Below are 21,470 nucleotides of genomic sequence, written 5' to 3'. Positions count from 1 at the left end.
ATTTGGGGTCTGTTTGGCGCCCTGCGGGCGGGGCAGGGGATGACGGGCCGGGGGGGGAGGGCTCAGCCCTCCTCGATCACGTCGCGGTCCTGTGGCGCCTTGCCCTGCGCGTCGGACTGCCGCCGCCGCTCGGTGAAATGCGCCAGCATCTGCGCCTCGAATTCGGCGTTCAGCGCCTTGGTGCGTTCGACATAGTCTGCGTTCTTCTCAGGGTCCACCCCGGGCTTCCAGACCTCGGCCAGATCGCGCACGGCGGAACGGTCGAGCTTCCAGAACAGCCGTTCCAGCTCATGCGCCTCGAACGCGCTCAGGCCGACGTTTTCCAGCACATAGCGCGCCGCCCGGCAGGAGCTGTCGAACATCTCGCGCACGATGTCATCGGCGCCCGCGGCGTAAAGATCGTAGACGTGGTAGCGGTCGCGGGCACGGGCGATGATATGCAGGTCGGGCCGCGCCTTGCGGGCATAGGCCACGAGCCGGTTCGTCGCCTCCTTGTCATCCAGCGCCGCCACCAGAACCCGGGCGCGGCTCAGCCCCGCCGCCGCCAGAAGCTGCGGTTGCGCCGGATCGCCATACCAGGCCTTGAAGCCGAAGGTGCGAAGCATCTGCACCGTCTTCAGATCGGCATCCAGAACCGTGGTGCGAAAGCCCGACATCGTGACCATCCGGTTCACCACCTGACCAAAGCGCCCGGCGCCTGCGATGATGATCGGCTGTTCCTCGTCGATCTGGTCGGGATCGGGGCGCGTCGCGGCCGGTTTCAGTCGCCGCGCCAGCCGTTCATGCAGCAAAAACAGCATCGGCGAGAGCAGCATCGACAGCGCGATCACCAGAAGCGCCTTTTCCGCGGTCTCCTGCGGCAGGATCCGCTGCATCGTCGCAAAGGAGACCAGCACCAGCGAGAACTCCCCCGCCTGTGCGAGGCCAAAGGTGAACAGCCAGCGGTCCGTGCCCCAAAGCCCGAAGAGCCGCGCCAGCCCGTACAGCACCGCCGATTTCAGCGCCACCAGCGCCAGCACCAGCGCGGCGATCTTCAGCGGCCCGGCGTAAAGCACGTCCAGATCGATCCCCGCGCCGACGGCGATGAAGAAAAGCCCCATCAACAGGCCCTTGAACGGCTCGAGGCTGCTTTCCAGCTCATGCTTGAATTCGGAATCGGCCAGCACCACCCCCGCAAGGAACGTGCCCAGCGCCGGCGACAGCCCGACCAGATTCATCAGCGAGGCGATGCCGACGACCAGCATCAGCGCCACCGCCGTATGGATCTCGCGCAGCTTCGAGCCCTGCACGAAGCGAAACAGCGGCTGCACCAGAAAATGCCCGATCCCCACCACCAGCACCACCGCGGCGAGCGTCACCAGCGTCAGCCCCCAGGCAGGCAGCGCATCCAGAAAGGCCGCCGCGCCATGGCCCGAGGCCTCGGCCCGGGCCAGTTCCCGCGCCCCGGGCAGGGCGAGCAGCGGCAACAGCGCCAGCATCGGGATCACCGCGATATCCTGCGTGAGCAGCACCGCAAAGGCCGAGCGCCCGCCCGCCGTCTGCATCAGCCGCTTTTCGGTCAGCATCTGCACCACGATCGCCGTCGAGGACAGCGACAGGATCGCGCCAAGCGCAATCGCCGCCCGCGGCGGCTGGCCCACCGCCAGCGCCGCCAGTGCCACCGCGGTCGTGGTGATCAGCACCTGCAGCCCGCCAAGGCCCAGCAGCTTGTCGCGCATCGACCACAGCGCCTTCGGGTCCAGCTCCAGCCCGATCAGGAACAGCATCATCACCACGCCGAATTCGGCGAAATGCTGCAGATCATGCGCCTCGCCCTGCACCAGCCCCAGCCCGGGCCCGATGATCACCCCGGCGATCAGATAGCCCAGTACCGAGCCCAGCCCCGCCCGCGTCGCCAGTGGCACCGCCACGACCATGGCGACAAGATAAAGCGTAGCCTGGAGCAGAAAGCTTTCCATGCAATTCCATTCAGAGAAGACGCCCGGCTGCGGGGCAGCGGCGGCACGGCGTCAAACGCGGGGGATGGCGCGACCCTAACCAGAAAGGGCCCTTGCGCCAAGCGCAAAAGCCCGAGGTTTCGGCCCTGTTACCGGATGTGAACGGCTCAACCGCCCTTAAGCAGGCTGAGCGTGATCGGGCGGTTGCCCTTCTGATAGGTCATCTGGCTTTCGCCGATGGCGATGACGCGCCCGCCGTCGATCCGGTCGCCCACCTGCAGCTTGAAGAAGCGGCCATTCGGCATCCGCACCAGCGCGCGCCGGTTCGAGGGCGTGCCATAAAGCCCGATCAGCGAGATCCTGCTCAGATCCAGCGCGTTTTTCTGCGTCGCCTCGCGGGCGACCGAGGCGGCGGTGGGGCCGCGCGGGATCACCGTGGCGGATTCGACCTCGCCGGTCTCGACATCGGGGCCGGGGATCAGCGTTGGTTCGGGCGGCGGCGAGGGCTTGGTGCGGACCGGCTTTTGCGGCGCGACGGGGAGGGGCTCGGGGGCGATCGCGGCGATCTGCACCGGGGGCGGCGGTTCGGCAGCGATGGCGGCGGCCAGTGCGCTTTGCACCGCGGCTTCGAAATTGCGCGGCCGCGTCATCGGACGGCGCGAGGAGGCCAGACCGGCCTCCGCCGCGGCGGCTTCGGCGGCAAGAGCGGCTTCGGCGGCGGCTTCCTCGGCCCGTGCGGCGGCAGCGGTCCGTGCGACCGAGTCCGGGCGTTCCTTCGGCTGCGCCCGGCGCAACACCCGCGCCAGATCGGGCGAGAGGCCCGGGGCGAGCAGCGCGCCGTCATCGGGGCTGGCGGCCGGTGTCTCCGGCGCTGCTTCGGGGGGCGGGGTCTGGGCGGCTTTTTCCGCCGCCGCTGCGACCGAGGCGGGGCGGGGTTTCGGCCGGGCGTTCTTCAGCGCCGGATCGGCGGGCGGCGCCGCGGCGGCGGCGGCCGCTTCTGCCGCGGCGGCTTCGGCGGCGCGGCTGACCGAGGCGGGGCGCGGTTTCGATTTCGACGGCGGTGTGCCCGCGAACAGGGTGAAGCCCTCGGCGGTCAGCGTGCCATCGCGGCTGGGCGTCGCCTGAGCCGCAGCCGGAGCGCCGGGCACGGGCGGCGGGGCGGGCGGTGTCGTCGTGGTGGCCGCGGGCGGCGAGCTGAGCGGCGGCAGGGTCGGCAACGCGGGCAGCGCCACCGGCGCCCCGGCCTCCGGCGCGGGGGCGCCGGTTTCCGAGGCGGGCCGGTCCGGCGCGGGCGTTGCGGGAGCGCCGGTTTCCGGCGCGGGGGCTACGGGTGCGGCGGGGGGCGCGACGGGGGGCGCCGGTTCTGGCGTTGCGTCTTGCGGCGGCATCGCGGGGGCCGCCGCTTCGGGCGCAGCCGGTGCGCTCGTCTCGGTCGGGGCCTCGGGCTTGATCAGGAAGCTTGACCAGAGCGCGGCAATGGCGAGGAAGGCGATCAGCCCGCCCAGCAGGGCTGGGCCCATGTATTTCGGCTTGCCACCGATCCGGGGCGTCTTGCGGGTGCCAAAAACCGTCCGCGCCGCGGCCCCCTCTGCCGCGGGCGCCTCTGCGGCAGGTTTGGAATCCGTGGTGTCGGGGGCCGGACGCAGCGCGCGGGCCTTGGCCAGCGCCTTGCTGGCGGTCGTTTCCAGCGCCGCCGCCCCGAGCGCCGCCAGACGGCGCCCGTCCTCGGCGATCTTGCGCAGGGCCTCGGCGGTGCCGGGGGCGTCTGTCGCCGCAGCCTCGGTCTCGCCAAAGGCGGGGGCGGGCCGGTCGGTCTCGGCCACCAGCGGTTTGCGCGGGGCGGGTTTCGGGCTGTCCAGGCCTTCGCCTGCGGTGCCAGGACGTGCCGCGCCCGGCAGCGGTTTGCGGGGCGCAGCCCCGGCGCGGGCGGCATCGCCCGCGCGCGGCGTCTTGGCCACGGGCTCGGGCATGTCGATCTGCAGCGGCGCGACCGTGTCGATGCCGCTCAGCGGTGTCTCGTCAAGCGCCGCCAGCAGATCGGCGGGGGGCGCAATCGGTGCCTCGGCCTTGGGGGCGGGCGGTTTCGGCGCCGTTTTCTGCGCCGTTTTCGCGGTGGCGGGCGGCGTGGTGGCCGCGGCCTTTTGCGCTGCGGCGGCCTTTTGCGCTGCTGCAGGTTTCGGCGCGGCGACCGGAGCTTCCGCAGCAGGCGGGGCGACAGAAGCTGCGACTTCGGGGGTCGGTTCCGGCGCGGGCGGCTCGACCGGCGCGGCGGCCGGTTCGGGAGTGGGGTCGGGTTGCGGCGTCGGTTGCGCCTCGGCGGTCGGGCCGGGCGTCGGTTCGGGCGCCGGTTCGGGGGGCGGTTCGGGCGCCGGTTCAGCCGGGATCGGCGCCGTTGCGGCGGCGGTTGCGGCTTCGGACTCCGGGGCCGCTTCCGGGGCGCTCGCCGCGGCGGGCGCTTCCGGCGCGGGCGGTGCCAGTTCGGGCTGGGCCGCGGGAGGCTCGGCGCCCGGTTCGGCGCCCGGCTCGGCAACTGTCTCGGTTCCCGGCGCGCTGGCGGGGGCCGCGGCGGCACGCAGCAGATCCGGCGGCAGCGCCTCGGTGTCGCGTTCGATCCTTGCGCCCTGCGGCAGATGTGCCGGGGCGGTGGTGGTGATGCCAAACCAGGGCTCGCCCGCGAATTGCGCCGGATCGGGGGCCGCGACGAAAGACACCGGGAAGAAACCGCAATCATCGGCAAAGGCCTCGGCCTCGGCCAGGGTCTCGCGGGCGACGACGGCAACCTGCACCACCTCGCCCTCGCCGCTCCAGTCGAAGACCAGATCGGGCACGGCATAGGGCGTCATCCCCTCCAGCGCATCGGCGATCTGCCGACGCCGCACGGCGGATTGCGGCCCGGGGGCGGTGATCTCGGCGTAAAGGATCTGCGAGGCGGGCACGACGATCTTCGTGGTCACCCCCTCGGGGGCGCGCGTCTTCGCGGCGCGGCGCAGCGCGGTCAGCCGCTCGCCGAAATCGGGGGCGTCCAGCGCCACCTCGCCCACCAGCTCCCAGCCGCTCTTGCCGCGGTGAAGCAATCCGATACCGTCATGCGAGAGATTGAGGGCGAAGTTGGGTTTCATGCCTTGGCTTCAACACAGGGGCGGGGCGCGTCGGGGAGCGCCGCAGCAGTAACACAGGGAAAGAGGCGCCGATACCGGCGCCGCAGCGCTGAAACCTAGGTAAAGCAGAAAACCGCGCATGAAAAGCCGCCCACCGGAAAGTGAGGGCGGCTTTTCGCGCAGGCCTCAGGCGGTGGCGGCGGCCAGAGCCTGATCGAGATCGGCGATCAGATCGGCGGCATTCTCGATGCCGATCGAGAGCCGCACCACATTCGGCGCCGCGCCCGCCTTGATCTGCTGTTCCTCGGTCAGCTGACGGTGCGTGGTCGAGGCCGAATGGATGATCAGCGAGCGCGCATCGCCGAGGTTGGCCACATGGCTGAACAGCTTGAGATTGTTGACCAATTTCACGCAAGCCTCGTAGCCGCCCTTGACCGCGACGGTGAAAAGCGCTCCCGCCCCCCTGGGGTACAGCCGGTTCGCCCGTTCATGCCAGGGCGAGGAGGGCAGCCCGGCCCAGGTGACGAAGTCGATGCGCGGATCGGCCGCCAGCCATTCCGCCACCGCTTTCGCATTGGCGACGTGCTTTTCCATCCGCAGGCTCAGCGTCTCGATCCCCATCAGCGTGTAATGCGCGCCCTGCGGGTTCATCGTCATGCCCAGATCGCGCAGCCCGACCGCGATCGAATGGAAGGTATAGGCCATCGGGCCGAGCGCCTCGTGGAATTTCAGCCCGTGATAGGCCGGTTCGGGCGCCGAAAGGCTGGGGAACTTGCCGCTGGCCGACCAGTCGAACTTGCCCGAATCGACGATCACCCCGCCCGTCACCGTGCCGTTGCCGGTCAGGTATTTCGTGGCGGAATGCACGACCAGCGTCGCGCCGTGTTCGATCGGGCGGCACAGATAGGGCGAGGCCAGCGTGTTGTCGACAATCAGCGGCAGGCCGACCTTGTTCGCCACCGCGGCGACGGCGGGCAGGTCGGTGATGTAGCCGCCCGGGTTCGAGATCGATTCGCAAAAGATCGCCCGGGTGTTGTCGTCCACCGCCGCTTCCAGTGCGGCAAGATCGTCGAAATCGACGAAGGTGCAGGACCAGCCGAAGCGTTTGATCGTCTGGGCGAATTGGGTGATCGTGCCGCCGTAAAGCCGGGTCGAGGCGACGATGTTCAGCCCTGGCCCCATCAGCGGAAAGAGCGCCATGATCTGCGCCGCATGGCCCGAGGAACAGCAGACCGCGCCCGCGCCGCCCTCCAGCGCCGCGACGCGCGCCGCCAGCGCCGAAACGGTCGGGTTGGTCAGGCGCGAATAGATGTAGCCCACTTCCTGCAGGTTGAAGAGCCGCGCCGCATGGTCGGCATCCTTGAACACGTAAGCCGTGGTTTGATAGATCGGCACCTGCCGCGCGCCGGTTGCGGGATCGGGCTCGGCGCCCGCGTGAATTTGCAGCGTGTCAAAGGCTTGGTTGGTCATCGGGGTCTCCCTGAATGGTCGCGGGCGAGCCTATCCGCCCGCCCGGGCGCCTTCAAACACATTCGCCTTCGCAGATATGGGCGCAGCTGCGGAAGGGGTCTGCGGGCTCCTTGGCGCAGGGCCTTGCGGCGCAAGCCATGGCCCGCCGCCATCGACGAAGGTGCCGTTTGCCGAGGCTCAGCGCAGCCAGAGCTTCTCGCGCCGGATCGCGTTGCGCAGCATCGCCTCGCGCCGCGGCAGCGCGTTACGGTCGATCTTTGCGCGCAGTTTCAACCCCTTGCGCTGGTAGATCAGCTTCCTTGCCGGTTCGTGCAGCCGCAAGATCCGTTTGATCTTTTGCGGCGCGCAGATCGCCTCGAGCCGCGCCACCACGGCATCGCTTTCGCGCGCGTAAAGCAGCGGCAGGGCGCGGTAATGGCAGCTCACCGCGCCATCAAGCCCCGCCAGCTCCGGCCCCGGCCGGCCGCCGCCGAAACTGTGGATGACAAGCGGCAGCGCCACCTGATCAAGCCAGGGATCGAGCGACTGGCTGGCCAGTTCATCGGGCGTGTCCCAGCGGATCGCATGGGCATACTGCATAAAGCGCTTGCCAAAGGCCTGGGCATCGGCGCCAAAGAACCAGCCGGCGTTGAAATAAAGATAGCGCTGCCAGTAGTTTTCATACTGGCTTTTATCCAGCGAGCTGTCGAAATCGAGGCCGAACTTGTCGTAAAGGCTTTTCCAGATCGTGGTGTAATCGGCGCCGTAAAGCTGCGGCTCGGGCCAGGTGCCCTCGCGCCGCATCGAGGCCGAGGGGCGGTTGAAATCGAATCCCACCTGCGACAGCGGCCCGAGAAACAGCGTGTCACTGTCGAAAAACACAAAGGGCTCCGCGGGCAGGGCGGCCATCGCCTCGATCTTGTTGCCCTGCGGGTAGCTTTCGCCGAAATGGCGGTTCTCGAAGGGCAGGATCTCGACCTCGTGATCGCGCAGGAAGCGCCGCACCGGATCGGAGATCGCGACGGGCGTGGACCATTTTGCCCCCGTGGGTTCGGCGGCGATCAGACGGCCCTTGAAATCGGGGTTCGCCTCGCGGAACGAGGCCACGAAGATCAGCGCCTCGTATTCCAGCCGCCCGGCCTGCACGATGAAGAAAACATTGTAATCCGGCTGCATCTGCTCGCGCCTGCTGCAATCTATGGCGTCACAGTAGCGGGATTTGCGCCCGGCACAAGCGGGCCTGTCGGTATCCTCACCACTTGGGAAGTGGTGGGTGACCCTGGAATCGAACCAGGCATGGGTCTCCCCGGCGGAGTTACAGTCCGCTGCCGCACCTTGCAGCTCGTCACCCGACGTGGGGCGATGTAACGAAGGGGGCGGGGGGCGTCAAGCGGCATTTTTCAGCCTCTTGCCAAAGCGGGTCGTGCAGCGCACAGAAGATCGAAACAGAGGTGCAAGATGAAGAAACCGGAGTGGGTGATCGAGAAGGAACGCGCCAAGCGCGCGGCGGCGGCGGAAACGCTGTGGCTGTTCGGTCTGCATGCGGTACGCGACGCGCTGATGAACCCCGATCGGGTCAAGCTGCGGCTGGTGCTGACGAAGAACGCCGCCGACAAGCTGGCCGAGGCGATCGCGGCGGGCGGCGTTGCCCCCGAGATCGTCGATCCGCGCAAGTTCGATGCCCATGTGCCGCTTGGCCCCGATCAGGTGCACCAGGGCGCCGCGCTGGAGGTCAAGCCGCTCGACTGGGGCAAGCTGGCCGATGTGGCGCTGACTGGCGCGGGGCTGCCCTTGGTCGTGCTGCTCGATCGCGTCACCGATCCGCATAACGTCGGCGCGATCCTGCGCTCGGCCGAGGTCTTCGGCGCCCGTGCCGTGGTGGCGCCCGCGCGCCATTCCGCGCCCGAAACCGGGGCCTTGGCGAAGACCGCCTCGGGGGCGCTGGAGCGCCAGCCCTATCTGCGCGTCACCAACCTCTCCGACGCGATGGGCGCGCTGCGCGACATGGGCTATGTGCTGATCGGTCTGGCGGGCGAGGCGACGATGACGCTTGCCGAGGGGCTGGCCGAGGCGGGCAGCCGTCCCGTGGCCATCGTTCTGGGCGCCGAGGGTCCGGGCCTGCGCGAGAAAACCCGCGCCACCTGCGATCATCTGGTGCGGATCCCCTTTGGCGGCGCCTTCGGTTCGCTCAACGTGTCGAATGCGGCGGCGGTGGCGCTTTATGCCGCCACCAGCGCCCGCACGAAGGGCTGACGGGGCGGCCGAGATCACGAAAGGGCGAACTTCGCGGAATCTTTTGCTGCGACCCTTTAACGCGGCTTTCACATCCCTATGTTTCGGTGGTGAGACGCGGAGCCGGAACCTCCGCGTTGACTGTCACTGTCCCTCGTTCCGCACTTTCGCGCCCGGTGCCCCAGTGGTCCGGGCGCTTTTTCTGACCGGAGGCGCGATGACGGATGCAGAGCTGCGCGAGATCCTGACCACGACCCGCACGATTGCCGTTTTGGGCTTTTCCGCCAATCCCGACCGTCCCGCGCATGGGGTGGCGGCCTTCCTGCAGGCGCGCGGCTACCGGGTCATCCCGGTCAATCCGGGGCTGGCCGGGCAGGTGGCGCTGGGCGAGACGGTCTATGCCGATCTGGCGGCGATTCCGAAAGATGTCGTGATCGACATGGTCGATGTCTTCCGCGCCCCCGAGGCCGTGCCCGGGGTGGTCGCGCAGATGCTGACCCATCGCCCCGAGGCGCGTGTGCTCTGGCTGCAGCTCGGCGTCATTCACCCCGAGGCGGCAGAACGGGCGCGGGCGGCGGGCAAGCTTGTGGTGATGGACCGCTGCCCGAAACTCGAGATCGCGCGGCTGGGGCTGTGAGGCAGGGGGGCTTTGCCCCCCATACCCCCCAGCGTATTTTTCCCAAGAAAAAGCCCGGGGTTTTTTCCTGGCCCAAATACGCTCTTTTCGCCGCGGGGCCGGAGCGGCGCGGTGTCAGCCCTTCACCGCCGCCGCGGCCTCGACGATGGCGGAGGCGATGAAGTCCAGCTCGGGGCGGGTCAGCCGCGCGGGCAGGCGGGTGTCGCAGGCGCGCATCAGCATGGCGCGGGTCTTCGGCAGGTCAGGCAGCTCGCCCAGAAACTGCCAGTTCCAGAAGGCGCGGGCATTGTCGGGCGAGAGCCCGAAGACCTGCACCGAGACGCCGCGGGCTTTCGCCGCGTCCTGCAGCCCGAGCGCTTCCGCATCGCTCCAGTCGCCCACCAGATTGAACTGCAGGCTGTCGGGCGCGCGGGTCTCGGGGGCAAGCGGCGGCGGCACGTCGAGCCAGGGGCTTTCGTTCAGCTTTTCAGCCACATAATCGTGGTTCGCCAGCCCCGCGCTGACACGCCGCTCCAGCTCGGGCAGCTGCGGGCGGATCACCGCGGCGGACAGGTTCTGCATCCGGGTGTTGTAAAGCGGCAGCTTGTTTTGCCAATGCACGAAGCTGTTTTGCAACCCCGGATGCTTCTTCCAGTTCTGTTCATAGGCGCCCGACATGATGATGGCGCGGGCGGCCAGCTCGGGATCGTCGGTCACCAGGACGCCGCCTTCGCCCGCATTCACCATCTTGTAGCTCTGGAAGCTGAAACAGCCGATCTTGCCGAGCGTGCCGATCTTGCGCCCGTGCCAGAGCGTGCCCAAGCTGTGCGCCGCATCCTCGATCACCGGCACGCCTTTCGCATTCGCCAGCTCCAGGATCACATCCATGTCCGAGGTATGCCCGCGCATGTGGCTGATCATCACCGCCGCGATCGTGTCGTCGAATTTGGCGCGGAAGTCGTCCAGATCGATGCGGAAATTCGACCCCACCTCGACCAGCACCGGCTCGCAATCGGCATGCACGATGGCCGAGGGCACGGCGGCAAAGGTGAAGGCGGGCACCAGCACGCGCGCGCCGCGCGGCAGGTCCAAAGCTTTCAGCGACAGGAACAGCGCCGCCGAGCAGGACGCGACGCAGACCGCGTAGCGCACCCCCATCAATGCGGCGAATTCGGCCTCGAGTTGCGCCACCGGCGCGTTTTCGGAGGTGTAGCGGAACAGATCCCCGGTGGCGAGCAGCCGCTCGATCTCGGCGCGGGCGGCCTCGGGGATCGGTTCGGCATCATAGCAATTCGGAGGGGTCTGACCGTCGCGGGGCATGTTCAGCTTTCCTGAATGTGACATTCAGAAACGCTTTAGACCCGTGCCCCGCGCCCGCCAAGTGAAAGTTTCGCGACGTGGCCGGGCGGCGCCTAGAGGCCCAGCCGGTCGCGCAGCGAAAACCAGGTCATCCCCGCCAGCAGCAGCGGAAACCGCAGCGCGGTGCCGCCCGGAAAGGTGGGTTGCGGCAGGTTCGCCATCACGTCGAAACCGTCGCCCGTCGCACTGATCGCCTCGGCCATCAGTTTCCCCGCATGGATCGCCAGCGCTACCCCATGGCCGGAATAGCCCGAAGCCGAGAGGCAATTCGGCGCCGGACGCCGAAAGCAGGGCATCCGGTTCACGGTAATCGCCAGCGTGCCGCCCCAGGCATGGGTGAATTTCACGCCTTTCAGCTGCGGATAGACCTCTTCCAAGGGTTTGCGCACCTTCGCGGCGATATCGGCGGGGAAGCGGTAGCTGACCGTCTCGCCGCCGCCAAAGATCAGCCGGTCTTCGTGCAAACGCCAGTAATTGACCACGAATTTCAGATCATGGGCGGCGATGTCGCGGGTCAGCACCTCGCGCACGCGATCGCCCAGGGGCTCGGTCGCGACGATGTAATTGTTGATCGGCATGACGCGGGCGGCGATCTGCGGCTCCAGCCGGTCCAGATAGCCGTTCGCCCCCAGCACCACCTGATCCGCGATCACAGCGCCCGCTTCGGTCTCGATCCGGCTGGTGTCCCCGGCCCGGCGCCCGTGGCGGATCTTCACCACCGCCGAACGCTCATAAATCACCGCGCCTGCCGCCTCGGCCAGACGGGCCAGACCCAGACACAGGTTCAGCGGATGCACATGCCCCGCGCCGTGATCGAGATCGCCCCCCGTATAGACGGGCGAGGGCACCAGCGCCTGCGCCGCTGCCTTGTCGAGCACCTCGATCTGGTTGTAGCCGTAATGGGCGGCCAGATGGTCTGCCTCGTCCAGAAGCCAGGCGACCTCGGATCGCTTGCGGCCCAGATGCGCAACGCCGCGATGCGCGGGCACGCCCGCCGCATCGGCCAAGGCATAGGTCAGGGCCTTCGCCTCCTCGGCCATGTCCCAAAGCCTGCGCGTCGTTGCCTTTCCCACCAGCTTTTCCAGCGTGCCGACATCGAGCCGCTGCCCCGAGCCGATCTGCCCGCCATTGCGCCCCGAGGCGCCAAAGCCCGCCCGATGCGCCTCCAGCACGACGACCTTGCGCCCCGCCCGCGCCAGATGCAGCGCGCTTGACAAGCCCGTATAGCCGCCGCCCACGACGCAGACATCTGCCCGCATCTCTCCTTGCAGAGCGGGCCGCTCGGGCGCGGGATCGCGGGTGGATGCGTAGAAACTGGCGGGGTATTCCCCCGCCCGGTCATTCACATGCAACAGGTCCATGCGTCACACGTTCAACAGCAGGTGCTCGCGTTCCCAGGGGCTGATGACCTGCAGGAACTCCTTGTATTCGTTACGCTTCACCGCCTCATAGACGGTGCAGAACTCGATCCCCAGCGCCTCGCGCACGGGGCCACTGTCGGAAAACAGATCCAGCGCATCGCCCAGATTGAAGGGCAGGTCGGTCTCGCCCATATAGGCGTCGCCCTGACATTCCGCCCGCGGCATCTTTTTCTCTTTCAGCCCCAGATAGCCGCAGACCATCGAGGCGGCGAGGCCGAGATAGGGGTTGCAATCCATCCCCGCGAGCCGGTTTTCCAGCCGCCGCCCCGACGGGTCCGAGATCGGCACCCGCAGCCCCGTGGTGCGGTTGTCGCGGCCCCATTCGATGTTGATCGGCGCGGCGAAATCCGGGACGTAGCGGCGATAGCTGTTCACATAAGGCGCCAGCAGCGCCACCACCGCAGGCAGATGCGTCTGCATGCCGGCGATGAAATGCAGGAAGGCCTCGCTCTCGCCGCCATCGGGGTCGGAAAAGATGTTCTGCCCGGTCTTCGCGTCGATCACCGACTGGTGGATATGCATGGCCGATCCCGGTTCGCCCTCGATCGGTTTCGCCATGAAAGTGGCGAAGCAATCGTGGCGCAGCGCCGCCTCGCGGATCAGCCGCTTGAAGTAGAAGATCTGATCGGCCAAGGCCACCGGATCGCCATGGGCGAGGTTGATCTCGACCTGCCCCGCGCCGCCTTCCTGCAAGATGCCGTCGATTTCGACGCCCTGCGCCTCGGCGAAATCGTAAATATCGTCGATGACGGGGCCGTATTCATCGACGGCGCTCATCGAATAGGCCTGCTTCGCCGCCGCCCGCCGCCCCGAGCGCCCCATCGGCGGGATGATCGGCTGGTTCGGGTCAAGGTTGCGCGCGACAAGGAAAAATTCCATCTCGGGGGCGACGATCGGCTTCCAGCCCTCGGCCTCGTAAAGCGCGACCACGCGCTTGAGCACATTCCTGGGCGCCACCGGCATCGGTTCGCCGTTCTGGTCGAAAACGTCGTGGATCACCTGCAGCGTGATGTCGGCGGTCCAGGGCGCGGCCGAGGCGGTGGACCAGTCCGGCGTCAGCACCATGTCGGGCTCGGTGAAGGCGCCCATCGGGTTGTCGGCCCATTCGCCGGTGATCGTCTGCAAAAAGATCGAATTCGGCAGGTAGAAGCGGTCCTGATAGGCGAATTTCGAGGCGGGCATGGCCTTGCCACGGGCAACACCCGCGATATCGGCGACGATGCATTCCACCTCGTCAAGGCGGCGCCCGGCGATGTAGTCGCGGGTGGCTTTCGGGATCAGGCTGGTCCAGTCCTGGGATTTGCGTGACATGTCTTTCGCGTTCCAAAATGTTTCGGGCCAGAAAATTCCTGGCAGGGCGGAAAGTCACGCCCCGGGGTCGGGCATCAGCCGCGCCAGCGGCACGCCTTCGGAGAAGAATTCAGGATCGGCACAGCCGGTCAGGATCGGCTTGCGATGCGCCGCCGCCGCGCGCCGCCCCTCCATCGCCGCGGGGGCGGTGAAGGGAGAGGGGCAGGGCAGCGGGGCGGGGCACATGATCAGCTCCGTTTCGCGCGGAAGAAATCGGCGATGCGCTTGGCCACGCGGGCGGAATCGGTGCCGCGCCCGGTGGCCAGTTTCGCCCGCGCCTCGGCCAGGAGCGGATCGGGGACAAGACCGGGCCCGCGCGTCGCCATCAGCCCCTCGACAAAAGCGTCGCGGAATTCGGGATGCGCCTGGATCGTCAGCGCGGCATCGCCGTAAACCAGCGCCGCGTTCTCGCAAAAGTCGTTGCAGGCGATGACCTGCGCGCCTTCGGGGCGCACCGTCACCTGATCGCGGTGCCAGGCGTTCAGCACCACCGGATCGCCGCCGAAATCATAGCTTTGCGGCCCCACGGCCCAGCCGCCCGGGAACCGCTCCACCTTGCCGCCCATCGCCTGGGCGATGATCTGATGGCCAAAGCAGATGCCCACCATCGGCACCTTTGCCGCGATCGCCTGGCGGATGAACGCTTCAAGCGGCGCGATGAACGGATGGCTTTCATAGGCGCCATGCCGCGAGCCGGTGATCAGCCAGCCCTCGCAGTCCTGCACCGAGGCGGGAAAGTCCATCGCCTCGACATTGAAGGTCTGAAACGTCAGGCCGTGGTCGCGCAACAGCGCCACGAACATGTCGGGATAATCGCCCGCCTCCGCCCGCAAGATGTCGGGGGATTGGCCGGTCTGCAGGATGCCGATACGCATGGAAGTCTCGTGATTGGGTTTTCAAAGCCTAACCCCGGCACAGCCCCCGGACAAGGGGGACCAGGCCGCCCCCCTGACGCCTGCTCGGGAATTTGATCAAAAAGAAGGGCCGCTGCATTTTTCCTGGTCAAAATACGCGCAGGGGGTCCGGGGGGCGGCAGCCCCCCGGCTTCGTTCAGACCGTGTCGAGATAAAGCTCGGTCTGCTCTTCCTCGGACAGTTCCGCCATGTAGTGGATCTCCTGACGCTTGGTCATCAGGAAGTTCTCGATCAGCTCTTCCTCGAAGATGCGCTTGATCAGCGGGCAGCTGTCGAACTTGTTGATCGCCAGATTCCAGGTCGCGGGCAGCTGCGGCAGATATTGCGCATAGGCATTGCCGACGATCGGCTCGTCGGGGACCATCTTGTCCTCGATGCCCACCAGCGCCGCGCCGAGGATCGCCGCGATCATCAGATAGGGGTTCACGTCGCCCCCCGCCACCCGATGTTCGATCCGCCGCGCCGAAGGCCCCGAGGCGGGGATGCGCAAGGCCGCGGTGCGGTTCTCATAGGCCCAGCCGATGCCCGTGGGCGCATGGGCATTGGGCACCAGCCGGGTATAGCTGTTCTGATGCGGCGCAAAGATCAGCGTCGAGCCGGGCAGGGCAGCCAGACAGCCCGCCACCGCCGCGCGCAAGGCGTCCGAACCCTTTTCGGTGCCATCGTTGAAGATGTTGTCGCCGTTCCGGTCGAGGATCGAGAAATGCGTGTGCATGCCGTTGCCCGACCACAGGTCATAGGGTTTCGCCATGAACGAGGCGGCAAAGCCGTGCTGGCGTGCCAGACCCTTGACCAGCATCTTGAACAGCCAGGTGTCATCGGCGGCCTTCAGCGGATCGGCCTGATGCATCAGGTTGATCTCGAACTGCCCCGGCCCGGCTTCGGACATCGCCGTGTCGGCGGGAATGTCCATCACCTCGCAGGCCTCGTAAAGCGCGGTGAAGAAATTGTCGAAGGCATCCAGCGCCCGCAGCGACAGGATTTCCCCCCCGGTGCGGCGCTTGCCCGAGCGGGGGCTGGGCGGCACGCGCAATTTCGTGCCGGAATCATCGATCAGGAAGAATTCAAGTTCCGTCGCCACCACGGGCGTCAGGCCAAGCGCGGTATAGCGGTCCTTGACCCGGGCCAAGGCCTGCCGGGGATCGCCCGAATAGGGGCGGCCGTCCATGTGGAACATCCAGATCGGCAACAGCGCGGTGGGCGCCTCGAGCCAGGGCATCGGCATGAAGCCGCGTTCGGTCGGGCGCAACAGGCCGTCGCAGTCGCCGGTTTCAAACACCAGCGGACTGTCCTCGATGTCCTCGCCCCAGATGTCGAGGTTCATCACCGAGAACGGAAAGCGTGTTCCCTCGGAAAAAACCTTGTTTGCGAAACGTGCGGGTATGCGCTTACCCCGTGCCACCCCGTTGAGGTCCGCCGCAGCCACGCGAATGGTGCGCACCTCGGGATGCTCCTTCAGCCAGTCCATGTCCTCACCTGATGATTTGCGGTCTGATCCTCAGCTTTGGGCGGGATTGCCCTGGTAGATGCCGGTTCAGACGGCGGTTGACCATCCCGAACAGCCCGATCAGCGCCAAGGTGATCAGCACGAAGTAGAAGGCGGTAATCGGGTAGGGGATGAATGGGTTGAAAGTCTTGTCCGCGAGGAATTTGGCGTAATAAAGCGCGTCGCCACGCTGCTGATAGGCCGGAAAGCCGGAGAAAAAGACAAGCGTCGTGGCATGGAACAGGAAGATCGCCTCGTTCGTATAGGCGGGCCAGGCCAGGCGCAGCGTGGTGGGCCACAGGATGCGGCGGAACTTCTGCCAGCCGGTCAGGCCATAGGCATCGGCGGCCTCGATATCGCCCTTGGGCACCGCCATTAGCGCGCCGTGGAAGATCTCGGCGGAATAGGCCGAGGTGTTGAGAAACAGCACCAGAAGCGCCCCCGCCCAGGCCGAGGTGGTCCAGTCGGTCGGGATGAGCAGCCCGCCCAGGGTGATCCCCGCCTTGGGCAGCTGCACCAGGATTTCATAGGCGAGGAAGAACTGGATGAACAGCGGCGAGCCGCGGAAGACGAAGATGAAGGCCTCGGCCGGGCGACGCAGCCAGCCCCGGGGCGAGGCTTTCGCGAGCGCCAGCGCCGTGGCGGCGAAGAAGCCGAAGAACAGCGCCAGCGCGCCGAAATAGATGTTCCAGATCAGCCCCGAACCGATCAGGGTGAACTGATGGCACAGCGTAAAGTCGCCGCGCGGCAGCAGGCGCTCGCCATAGCCCAGCGAGCGGAACGCGTAATCCGCGATGATCTGCGTGCAGCTGTCGCTCATGCCGCGGCCTTCCGTTGCGCTTCGCCCGCCATCGTCGCCTGGCCTTTCGAGAGCCGGCTGGTCACCCGCTCCAGCACGATTTCCGACACTTTCGTCATCGACAGATAGAAGACCAGCAGCGCCAGCACATACCAGACGCGCCAGTCCGGGTGCGGGTAGTCGTAAAGCGCCGATTTCGTCGCGCCAAGCTCGCGCGCCCAATAAACGATATCCTCGACGCCGAGCAGGAACAGAAGCGGGGTCGCCTTGATCAGGATCATCCAGAGATTCGAGAGGCCGGGCAGCGCATAGGTCCACATCTGCGGGATCAGGATCCGGCGGCGCACCTGCGCGGCGGTCATGCCGTAAGCCTCGGCGGTTTCCAGCTGCGCGCGCGGCACGGCATTCATCGCGCCGTAAAGCACATTCGCGGCAAAGGCGCCGAAGACGATGGAAAAGGCGACGACGGCCAGGCCGAAGCCATAGATCTCGTGCCAGATCTGCGGCGCGGTCGACAGCGGCAGCTTCGCCGCGGCGCAGACGGCGAATTCGCCATTCGCCCAGACCGGCGCGTCAGAGGGCGGACAGGCCCAGAGATGGCGCAGATATTCCAGCCCCTGGTCCATCGCCACCGGCACGAACAGGAAAAACACGATGTCGGGCACGCCGCGCACCATCGCGGTATAGGTCTTGCCGAACCACCGCAGCGGCAGAAAGGCCGAGCGCGCGGCGATGGCGCCGCCAAAGCCGAAGGCAAGCGCGATCGGCGCCACGATCAGCATCAGCGCCAGAACCACGAAGAACGAGGCGTAGAAAAGCAGGTGCTTGCCCGAGGTCAGGTAGCACAGAGCCCAGGCCAGGCCCTCGAGGGATTTCGGATCGGCGCAGATGTCGAACATGGGTCAGGGGCGCCTCCGGCAGGGCGGCATCGCACCGGGAAAACAGCTGCTTTCCTGGCGCAAGACGCCCGCCGGAGGCTCTTTCTCAGAACACCGGCGCGTCGTCGCCGAACCATTTCTTGATCATCGCATTGAGCGAGCCGTCGGCTTTCATCGCGGCGATGGCGGTGTCGAACTTCGCTTTCAGCTCGGTGTCCGACTTGCGCAGGCCGACGCCGATGCCGCCGCCCAGCGACACGTCGGCGCCGGTCCACATGACCTCGCCGCCTTCGGTGACGAAGGGCTTGAGCGCGTCCTTGTCGGCAAAGACCGCGTCGGCCTCGCCGTTCTTCACCGCGGCGATGGTGTCGTCGAGCGTCGGGAATTCCAGCAGCGTCGCGCCCGATTTCGCCACGTAATCGGCCTGGATCGTGCCGACCTGCGCCGCGACGACGCCTTTGAGATCGGCATCCGCCTTGGTCGCGGCATAGGCCGAGGGCGCGGGCGGAATGTAGTTGTCGCTGAAGGCGATGCTCTGCTTGCGCTCGTCGGTGATGCTCATCCCGGCAAGGATCGTGTCATAGTTGCCCGCGAGCAGGTTCGGAATGATGCTGTCCCATTCACTCGTCACCCATTCGCATTTCAGCGCGGCCTTGGCGCAAAGCGCGTCGCCCAGTTCGCGTTCGAACCCGTCCACTTCGCCCTTGTCGTTGATGAAGTTGTAGGGCGGATAGGCGCCCTCGGTGCCCATGCGCACGACATCGCCCGCAAGGGCGGTGCCTGCGCTCAGCGCAAGCGCTGCGACGGTCAGGATCAGCTTCTTCATGGCTCTCTCCACGGTTGGGGTCTTGTTCTTGTCACGCCGGCAGCGTCGCCGACAGGAATTGCTGCAGCCGTTCGGATTTCGGCGCCCCGAACAGGGTCTCGGGCGGGCCCTCTTCCTCGATGCGGCCCTTGTGCAGGAAGATGACATGATCCGACACATCCGCCGCCAGCCGCATGTCATGCGTCACAAGGATCATCGTCCGGTGTTCGGCGGCCAGATCCTTGATCACCTTGACCACTTCCTGCTGCAATTCGGGATCAAGCGCCGAGGTCGGCTCGTCGAACAACAGCGCCTGCGGCTGCATGCAAAGCGCGCGGGCGATGGCGGCGCGCTGCTGCTGGCCGCCCGAGAGCTGCGCGGGCCAGGCATCGGCCTTGTCGCCGATGCCGACCTTGGCCAGCAGACTGCGGGCGAGCGGCTCGACCTGTTTCGGGTCGCGCCCCAGCACCGTCACCGGCGCCTCCATGACGTTTTGCAGGATCGTCATGTGGCTCCAGAGGTTGAACTGCTGGAATACCATCGAAAGATTGGTGCGAAACCGCACCACCTGCGCGCGGTCGGCGGGGCGGCGCGCAAGGCCGCTGCCCTGCCACGTCACCGCCTCGCCGGAAAAGAGCACCTCGCCGGACTGGCTGTCCTCCAGCAGGTTGCAGCAGCGCAAAAGCGTGGATTTGCCAGAGCCCGAAGAGCCGATCAGCGACACGACCTTGCCGCGTTCGGCACGGATCGACACCCCCTTGAGCACTTCAAGGGCGCCGTAGCTCTTGTGCAGGTCCCTGATTTCGATGACGGGCGCGGTGGCAAGGGGGGCAGTCTGGCTGTCGGTCACTTTAACGGCTTCTCTTTGTCCGGTCGGCCAAGTTGGCGCGATTTCGGGGGCAAATGCAACGGGCGAGTTGCGTCTGGCAAGGGGCAAGACGCCAAAAGCCCGGGCAGATGCCGCAAGATCGGGCAAAGCCCGGGTCAGGCCGGCCCGGCCGCTACCCTTTGCCGCGCCAGACCCGAATCGCGGTCGGACACGCCCAGCAACCGGGCGGCGAGGCGGATCAGCGCATCCTCCTCGGGGTTGCGCGCGTCATCGGCCAGCGCCACCTGCCACAGCGCCTCGACCACGCCGATCCGGTCCTCCCAGGCGATCTTGTCCTTCAGCGCGCGGGTGAAGCGCACCGTGTCGGGGGCCTCGGCCTCAAGCGCCTCGGCGCGCAGGCGCAGTTCCGACGCCTCGGCGGAGGACAGGCCGGAGCGCGCGGCAAGCACCTGCTCGATATGCCGCCGCTCGTCCTCGTCATAGCGGTCATCCGCGCGCGCCAGCCGCACCAGCAGCGCCGCCAGCGCAAGGTCGGCGTCATCCGCGGTCAGCGGTTTCGGATGCGGATCGGCCAGCAGGCCCGTCAGGAATTTGAACATGGCCCCAGTCTAGCGCAGCCGGGGCCGGGGGCAAGGCCGGACCGGGGTTTTCCGCTCCACCGCCGCTTGCCCGGATTCCACGCAGGGTCTAAGGTGACACGCCCGTGGAGGCGGGCTTGTCATGACGCAGGTTCAAGTCGGTATCAAGAAGGGACGCAAGTTCGACCAGGTCCTCGAGGGCGCGCGAAAGGTGTTTCTGCGCGACGGGTTCGAGGGCGCCTCGGTCGATGACATCGCGCGCGAGGCGGGGGTGTCCAAGGCGACGCTTTACAGCTATTTCCCCGACAAGCGGCTGTTGTTCATGGCGATCGCGACCGGCGAATGCCAGCGTCAGGCCGATGATGCGCTGGAATTTCTCAACGAAGGCGACCGGCCGGTGCGCGAAGTGTTGCGCTATGCGGCCAACAAGCTGATCGATTACATCACCTCGCCGCTGGGGCTTCAGACCTACCGGCTGTGCGTCGCCGAGACCGACCGGTTTCCGGCGCTTGGCCAGCAGTTCTATGCCTCGGGGCCGCTGCTGGTGCGGGTGCGCATGGTCGAATATCTGAAGACCGCGGTGGCGCGGGGCGAATTGGTGATCGAGGATTTCGACCTCGCCGCCGATCAGTTCGCCGAGCTGTGCAAGGTCGACGCCTATCAGGGCTTCCTGTGCGGCGTGACCTCGGAATTCCGGCCCGAGCGCCGCGCCCGGGTGATCGAGGGCGCGATCGAGATGTTCCTCGCCCGCTACGGCGCCCGCGGCTGAGCGGGCAGGGGCCCCCGGGGCGGCCTTTCGTCTTTTTCCTTGCCGAAATGAAAAACGCGCCCCGTGGGGCGCGTTTCGGTTTTGCTGTCCGGCAGACCTCAGGCCTTCTGGCGCTTGTAGGGCGCCCACAGACGCTTGTTGGTCAGGTAGAGCATCACGCTCAGCAGGCCGAGCATGACCACGGCGATCAGACCCATCTGCTTGCGCGCCACCAGTTTCGGCTCGGCCGCCCACATCAGGAAGGCCGACACGTCCTGCGCCATCTGATCGACAGTGGCCGGGGTGCCGTCCTCGTAGGTGACCTGATCATCCACCAGCGGCGGGGGCATGAGCGCCCAGCTGCCGTGGGTGATCTTCACGCCGTTGGCGTCCTTGCAGGTGTCCGGCACGCCGCCGATCTGGAAGGTCTTGTTGTAGTAGTAGCCATCGATCCCTTCCGGGGCGCATTCCGGGTTTTCTTCGAAACCGATGACGTAGTTGTAGATATATTCCGGCCCGCCAATACCCTTGAAGAGCTGGTTCATGCCGGAACCGGCCGGGCCCGAGAAGCCCGCCCGCGCCTTCGCCATCACCGACAGGTCCGGGCCCATGCCGTCGCCGACGCGGGTCGGGAACATGTCGGTTTCCTTGCGTTCGCGCTCTTCGCCGCTGTCCTTGTCGACCACGGGGTCGAGGCCAGCCGCATATTCCCGCACGAAGTTCGGGTCGAGCTGCGGGCCGCCGTCATCGGCCAGCGTGCGGATCGGCACGAATTTCATGCCGTGGCAGGCCGAGCAGACTTCGCTGAAGACCTGGAAGCCGCGGCGCAGCTGCGCCTGATCGTACTTGCCGAAGATCCCTTCGAAGCTGAAGGCGTGATCCGGGACGTTGGAGTTCGCCAGGGCCGCGCCAGAGCCGAGCACCAGGGCCGAAACCGCAGAGATCAGAAGTTTTTTCATGATGTCGGTTCC

General features: G+C 67.1%; 19 protein-coding genes and 1 tRNA gene. 3 read left to right on the top strand and 17 right to left on the bottom strand.

Annotation, left to right across the window (positions count from 1 at the left end; genetic code table 11):
- Positions 1 to 62: 62 nt before the first annotated feature.
- The 5 genes from AC4PTB_RS13385 to AC4PTB_RS13365 form a co-directional block, all read right to left on the bottom strand.
- Positions 63 to 1,958: a cation:proton antiporter domain-containing protein gene (locus AC4PTB_RS13385; protein WP_492190420.1), complete on the bottom strand. Its 1,896-nt coding sequence runs from the start codon at positions 1,956 to 1,958 to the stop codon at positions 63 to 65.
- 146 nt (positions 1,959 to 2,104) lie between these two features.
- Positions 2,105 to 5,056, bottom strand: a complete 2,952-nt coding sequence (locus AC4PTB_RS13380) for a hypothetical protein (RefSeq protein WP_492190419.1) — start codon at positions 5,054 to 5,056, stop codon at positions 2,105 to 2,107.
- 165 nt (positions 5,057 to 5,221) lie between these two features.
- The gene (locus AC4PTB_RS13375; protein WP_492190418.1) at positions 5,222 to 6,505 is read right to left on the bottom strand and encodes an O-acetylhomoserine aminocarboxypropyltransferase/cysteine synthase family protein; all 1,284 of its coding nucleotides are present in this window, start codon (positions 6,503 to 6,505) and stop codon (positions 5,222 to 5,224) included.
- Positions 6,506 to 6,682: 177 nt separating this feature from the next.
- Positions 6,683 to 7,660 (bottom strand): GT-B fold glycosyltransferase domain-containing protein, encoded by a 978-nt coding sequence (locus AC4PTB_RS13370; RefSeq protein ID WP_492190417.1) that lies wholly within the window; start codon positions 7,658 to 7,660, stop codon positions 6,683 to 6,685.
- Between the two features lie 91 nt (positions 7,661 to 7,751).
- Positions 7,752 to 7,835: transfer RNA gene (locus AC4PTB_RS13365), tRNA-Tyr, on the bottom strand.
- Positions 7,836 to 7,942: 107 nt separating this feature from the next.
- On the opposite strand from AC4PTB_RS13365, the gene rlmB reads away from it, so the two are divergent.
- Both rlmB and AC4PTB_RS13355 read left to right on the top strand, forming a co-directional pair.
- A complete protein-coding gene (gene rlmB, locus AC4PTB_RS13360; RefSeq protein WP_492190416.1) occupies positions 7,943 to 8,737 on the top strand; it encodes a 23S rRNA (guanosine(2251)-2'-O)-methyltransferase RlmB in 795 nt (264 codons plus the stop codon).
- A 196-nt stretch (positions 8,738 to 8,933) separates the two neighbouring features.
- A complete protein-coding gene (locus AC4PTB_RS13355) occupies positions 8,934 to 9,353 on the top strand; it encodes a CoA-binding protein (RefSeq protein WP_492190415.1) in 420 nt (139 codons plus the stop codon).
- Positions 9,354 to 9,467: 114 nt separating this feature from the next.
- On the opposite strand, the gene AC4PTB_RS13350 is transcribed toward AC4PTB_RS13355, so the two are convergent.
- The 11 genes from AC4PTB_RS13350 to AC4PTB_RS13300 all read right to left on the bottom strand — a co-directional run bounded on the left by AC4PTB_RS13350 (position 9,468) and on the right by AC4PTB_RS13300 (position 19,772).
- Positions 9,468 to 10,652 (bottom strand): DegT/DnrJ/EryC1/StrS family aminotransferase, encoded by a 1,185-nt coding sequence (locus AC4PTB_RS13350; protein WP_492190414.1) that lies wholly within the window; start codon positions 10,650 to 10,652, stop codon positions 9,468 to 9,470.
- A gap of 92 nt (positions 10,653 to 10,744) precedes the next feature.
- Positions 10,745 to 12,052, bottom strand: coding sequence for an NAD(P)/FAD-dependent oxidoreductase (locus tag AC4PTB_RS13345; protein ID WP_492190413.1), 1,308 nt, complete (start codon positions 12,050 to 12,052; stop codon positions 10,745 to 10,747).
- A 3-nt stretch (positions 12,053 to 12,055) separates the two neighbouring features.
- Complete coding sequence (locus tag AC4PTB_RS13340; RefSeq protein WP_492190412.1) at positions 12,056 to 13,423, bottom strand: glutamine synthetase family protein; 1,368 nt, start codon at positions 13,421 to 13,423, stop codon at positions 12,056 to 12,058.
- 54 nt (positions 13,424 to 13,477) lie between these two features.
- Positions 13,478 to 13,648, bottom strand: coding sequence for a hypothetical protein (locus tag AC4PTB_RS13335; protein WP_492190411.1), 171 nt, complete (start codon positions 13,646 to 13,648; stop codon positions 13,478 to 13,480).
- 2 nt (positions 13,649 to 13,650) lie between these two features.
- Entirely contained in the window at positions 13,651 to 14,337 is a 687-nt protein-coding gene (locus AC4PTB_RS13330) for a type 1 glutamine amidotransferase (protein WP_492190410.1), read from the bottom strand.
- A gap of 175 nt (positions 14,338 to 14,512) precedes the next feature.
- On the bottom strand, positions 14,513 to 15,844 hold the full coding sequence (locus tag AC4PTB_RS13325; RefSeq protein ID WP_492190409.1) for a glutamine synthetase family protein: 1,332 nt from the start codon (positions 15,842 to 15,844) through the stop codon (positions 14,513 to 14,515).
- A 4-nt stretch (positions 15,845 to 15,848) separates the two neighbouring features.
- Positions 15,849 to 16,682 carry an ABC transporter permease gene (locus AC4PTB_RS13320; RefSeq protein ID WP_492190408.1) on the bottom strand — a complete coding sequence of 278 codons (834 nt, stop codon included), beginning with the start codon at positions 16,680 to 16,682 and terminating at the stop codon, positions 15,849 to 15,851.
- Positions 16,679 to 17,560 (bottom strand): ABC transporter permease, encoded by an 882-nt coding sequence (locus tag AC4PTB_RS13315; protein WP_492190407.1) that lies wholly within the window; start codon positions 17,558 to 17,560, stop codon positions 16,679 to 16,681. The genes AC4PTB_RS13320 and AC4PTB_RS13315 overlap by 4 nt, the downstream gene beginning before the upstream one ends.
- An 85-nt stretch (positions 17,561 to 17,645) precedes the next feature.
- Positions 17,646 to 18,365 carry a transporter substrate-binding domain-containing protein gene (locus AC4PTB_RS13310; protein ID WP_492190406.1) on the bottom strand — a complete coding sequence of 240 codons (720 nt, stop codon included), beginning with the start codon at positions 18,363 to 18,365 and terminating at the stop codon, positions 17,646 to 17,648.
- Positions 18,366 to 18,396: 31 nt separating this feature from the next.
- Entirely contained in the window at positions 18,397 to 19,194 is a 798-nt protein-coding gene (locus AC4PTB_RS13305; protein ID WP_492190405.1) for an ABC transporter ATP-binding protein, read from the bottom strand.
- A gap of 134 nt (positions 19,195 to 19,328) precedes the next feature.
- Positions 19,329 to 19,772 carry a tellurite resistance TerB family protein gene (locus AC4PTB_RS13300; protein ID WP_492190404.1) on the bottom strand — a complete coding sequence of 148 codons (444 nt, stop codon included), beginning with the start codon at positions 19,770 to 19,772 and terminating at the stop codon, positions 19,329 to 19,331.
- Between the two features lie 121 nt (positions 19,773 to 19,893).
- Here AC4PTB_RS13300 and AC4PTB_RS13295 point away from each other — a divergent pair, with 121 nt between their 5' ends.
- Positions 19,894 to 20,520: a TetR/AcrR family transcriptional regulator gene (locus AC4PTB_RS13295; RefSeq protein ID WP_492190403.1), complete on the top strand. Its 627-nt coding sequence runs from the start codon at positions 19,894 to 19,896 to the stop codon at positions 20,518 to 20,520.
- A gap of 98 nt (positions 20,521 to 20,618) precedes the next feature.
- Here AC4PTB_RS13295 and AC4PTB_RS13290 read toward each other — a convergent pair whose 3' ends face one another.
- Complete coding sequence (locus AC4PTB_RS13290) at positions 20,619 to 21,458, bottom strand: cytochrome c1 (protein ID WP_492190402.1); 840 nt, start codon at positions 21,456 to 21,458, stop codon at positions 20,619 to 20,621.
- Positions 21,459 to 21,470: the final 12 nt, after the last annotated feature.

This window comes from Rhodobacter sp. 4.3.4, from assembly GCF_058724655.1.
This window is presented reverse-complemented; position numbering and strand designations above follow the sequence as displayed.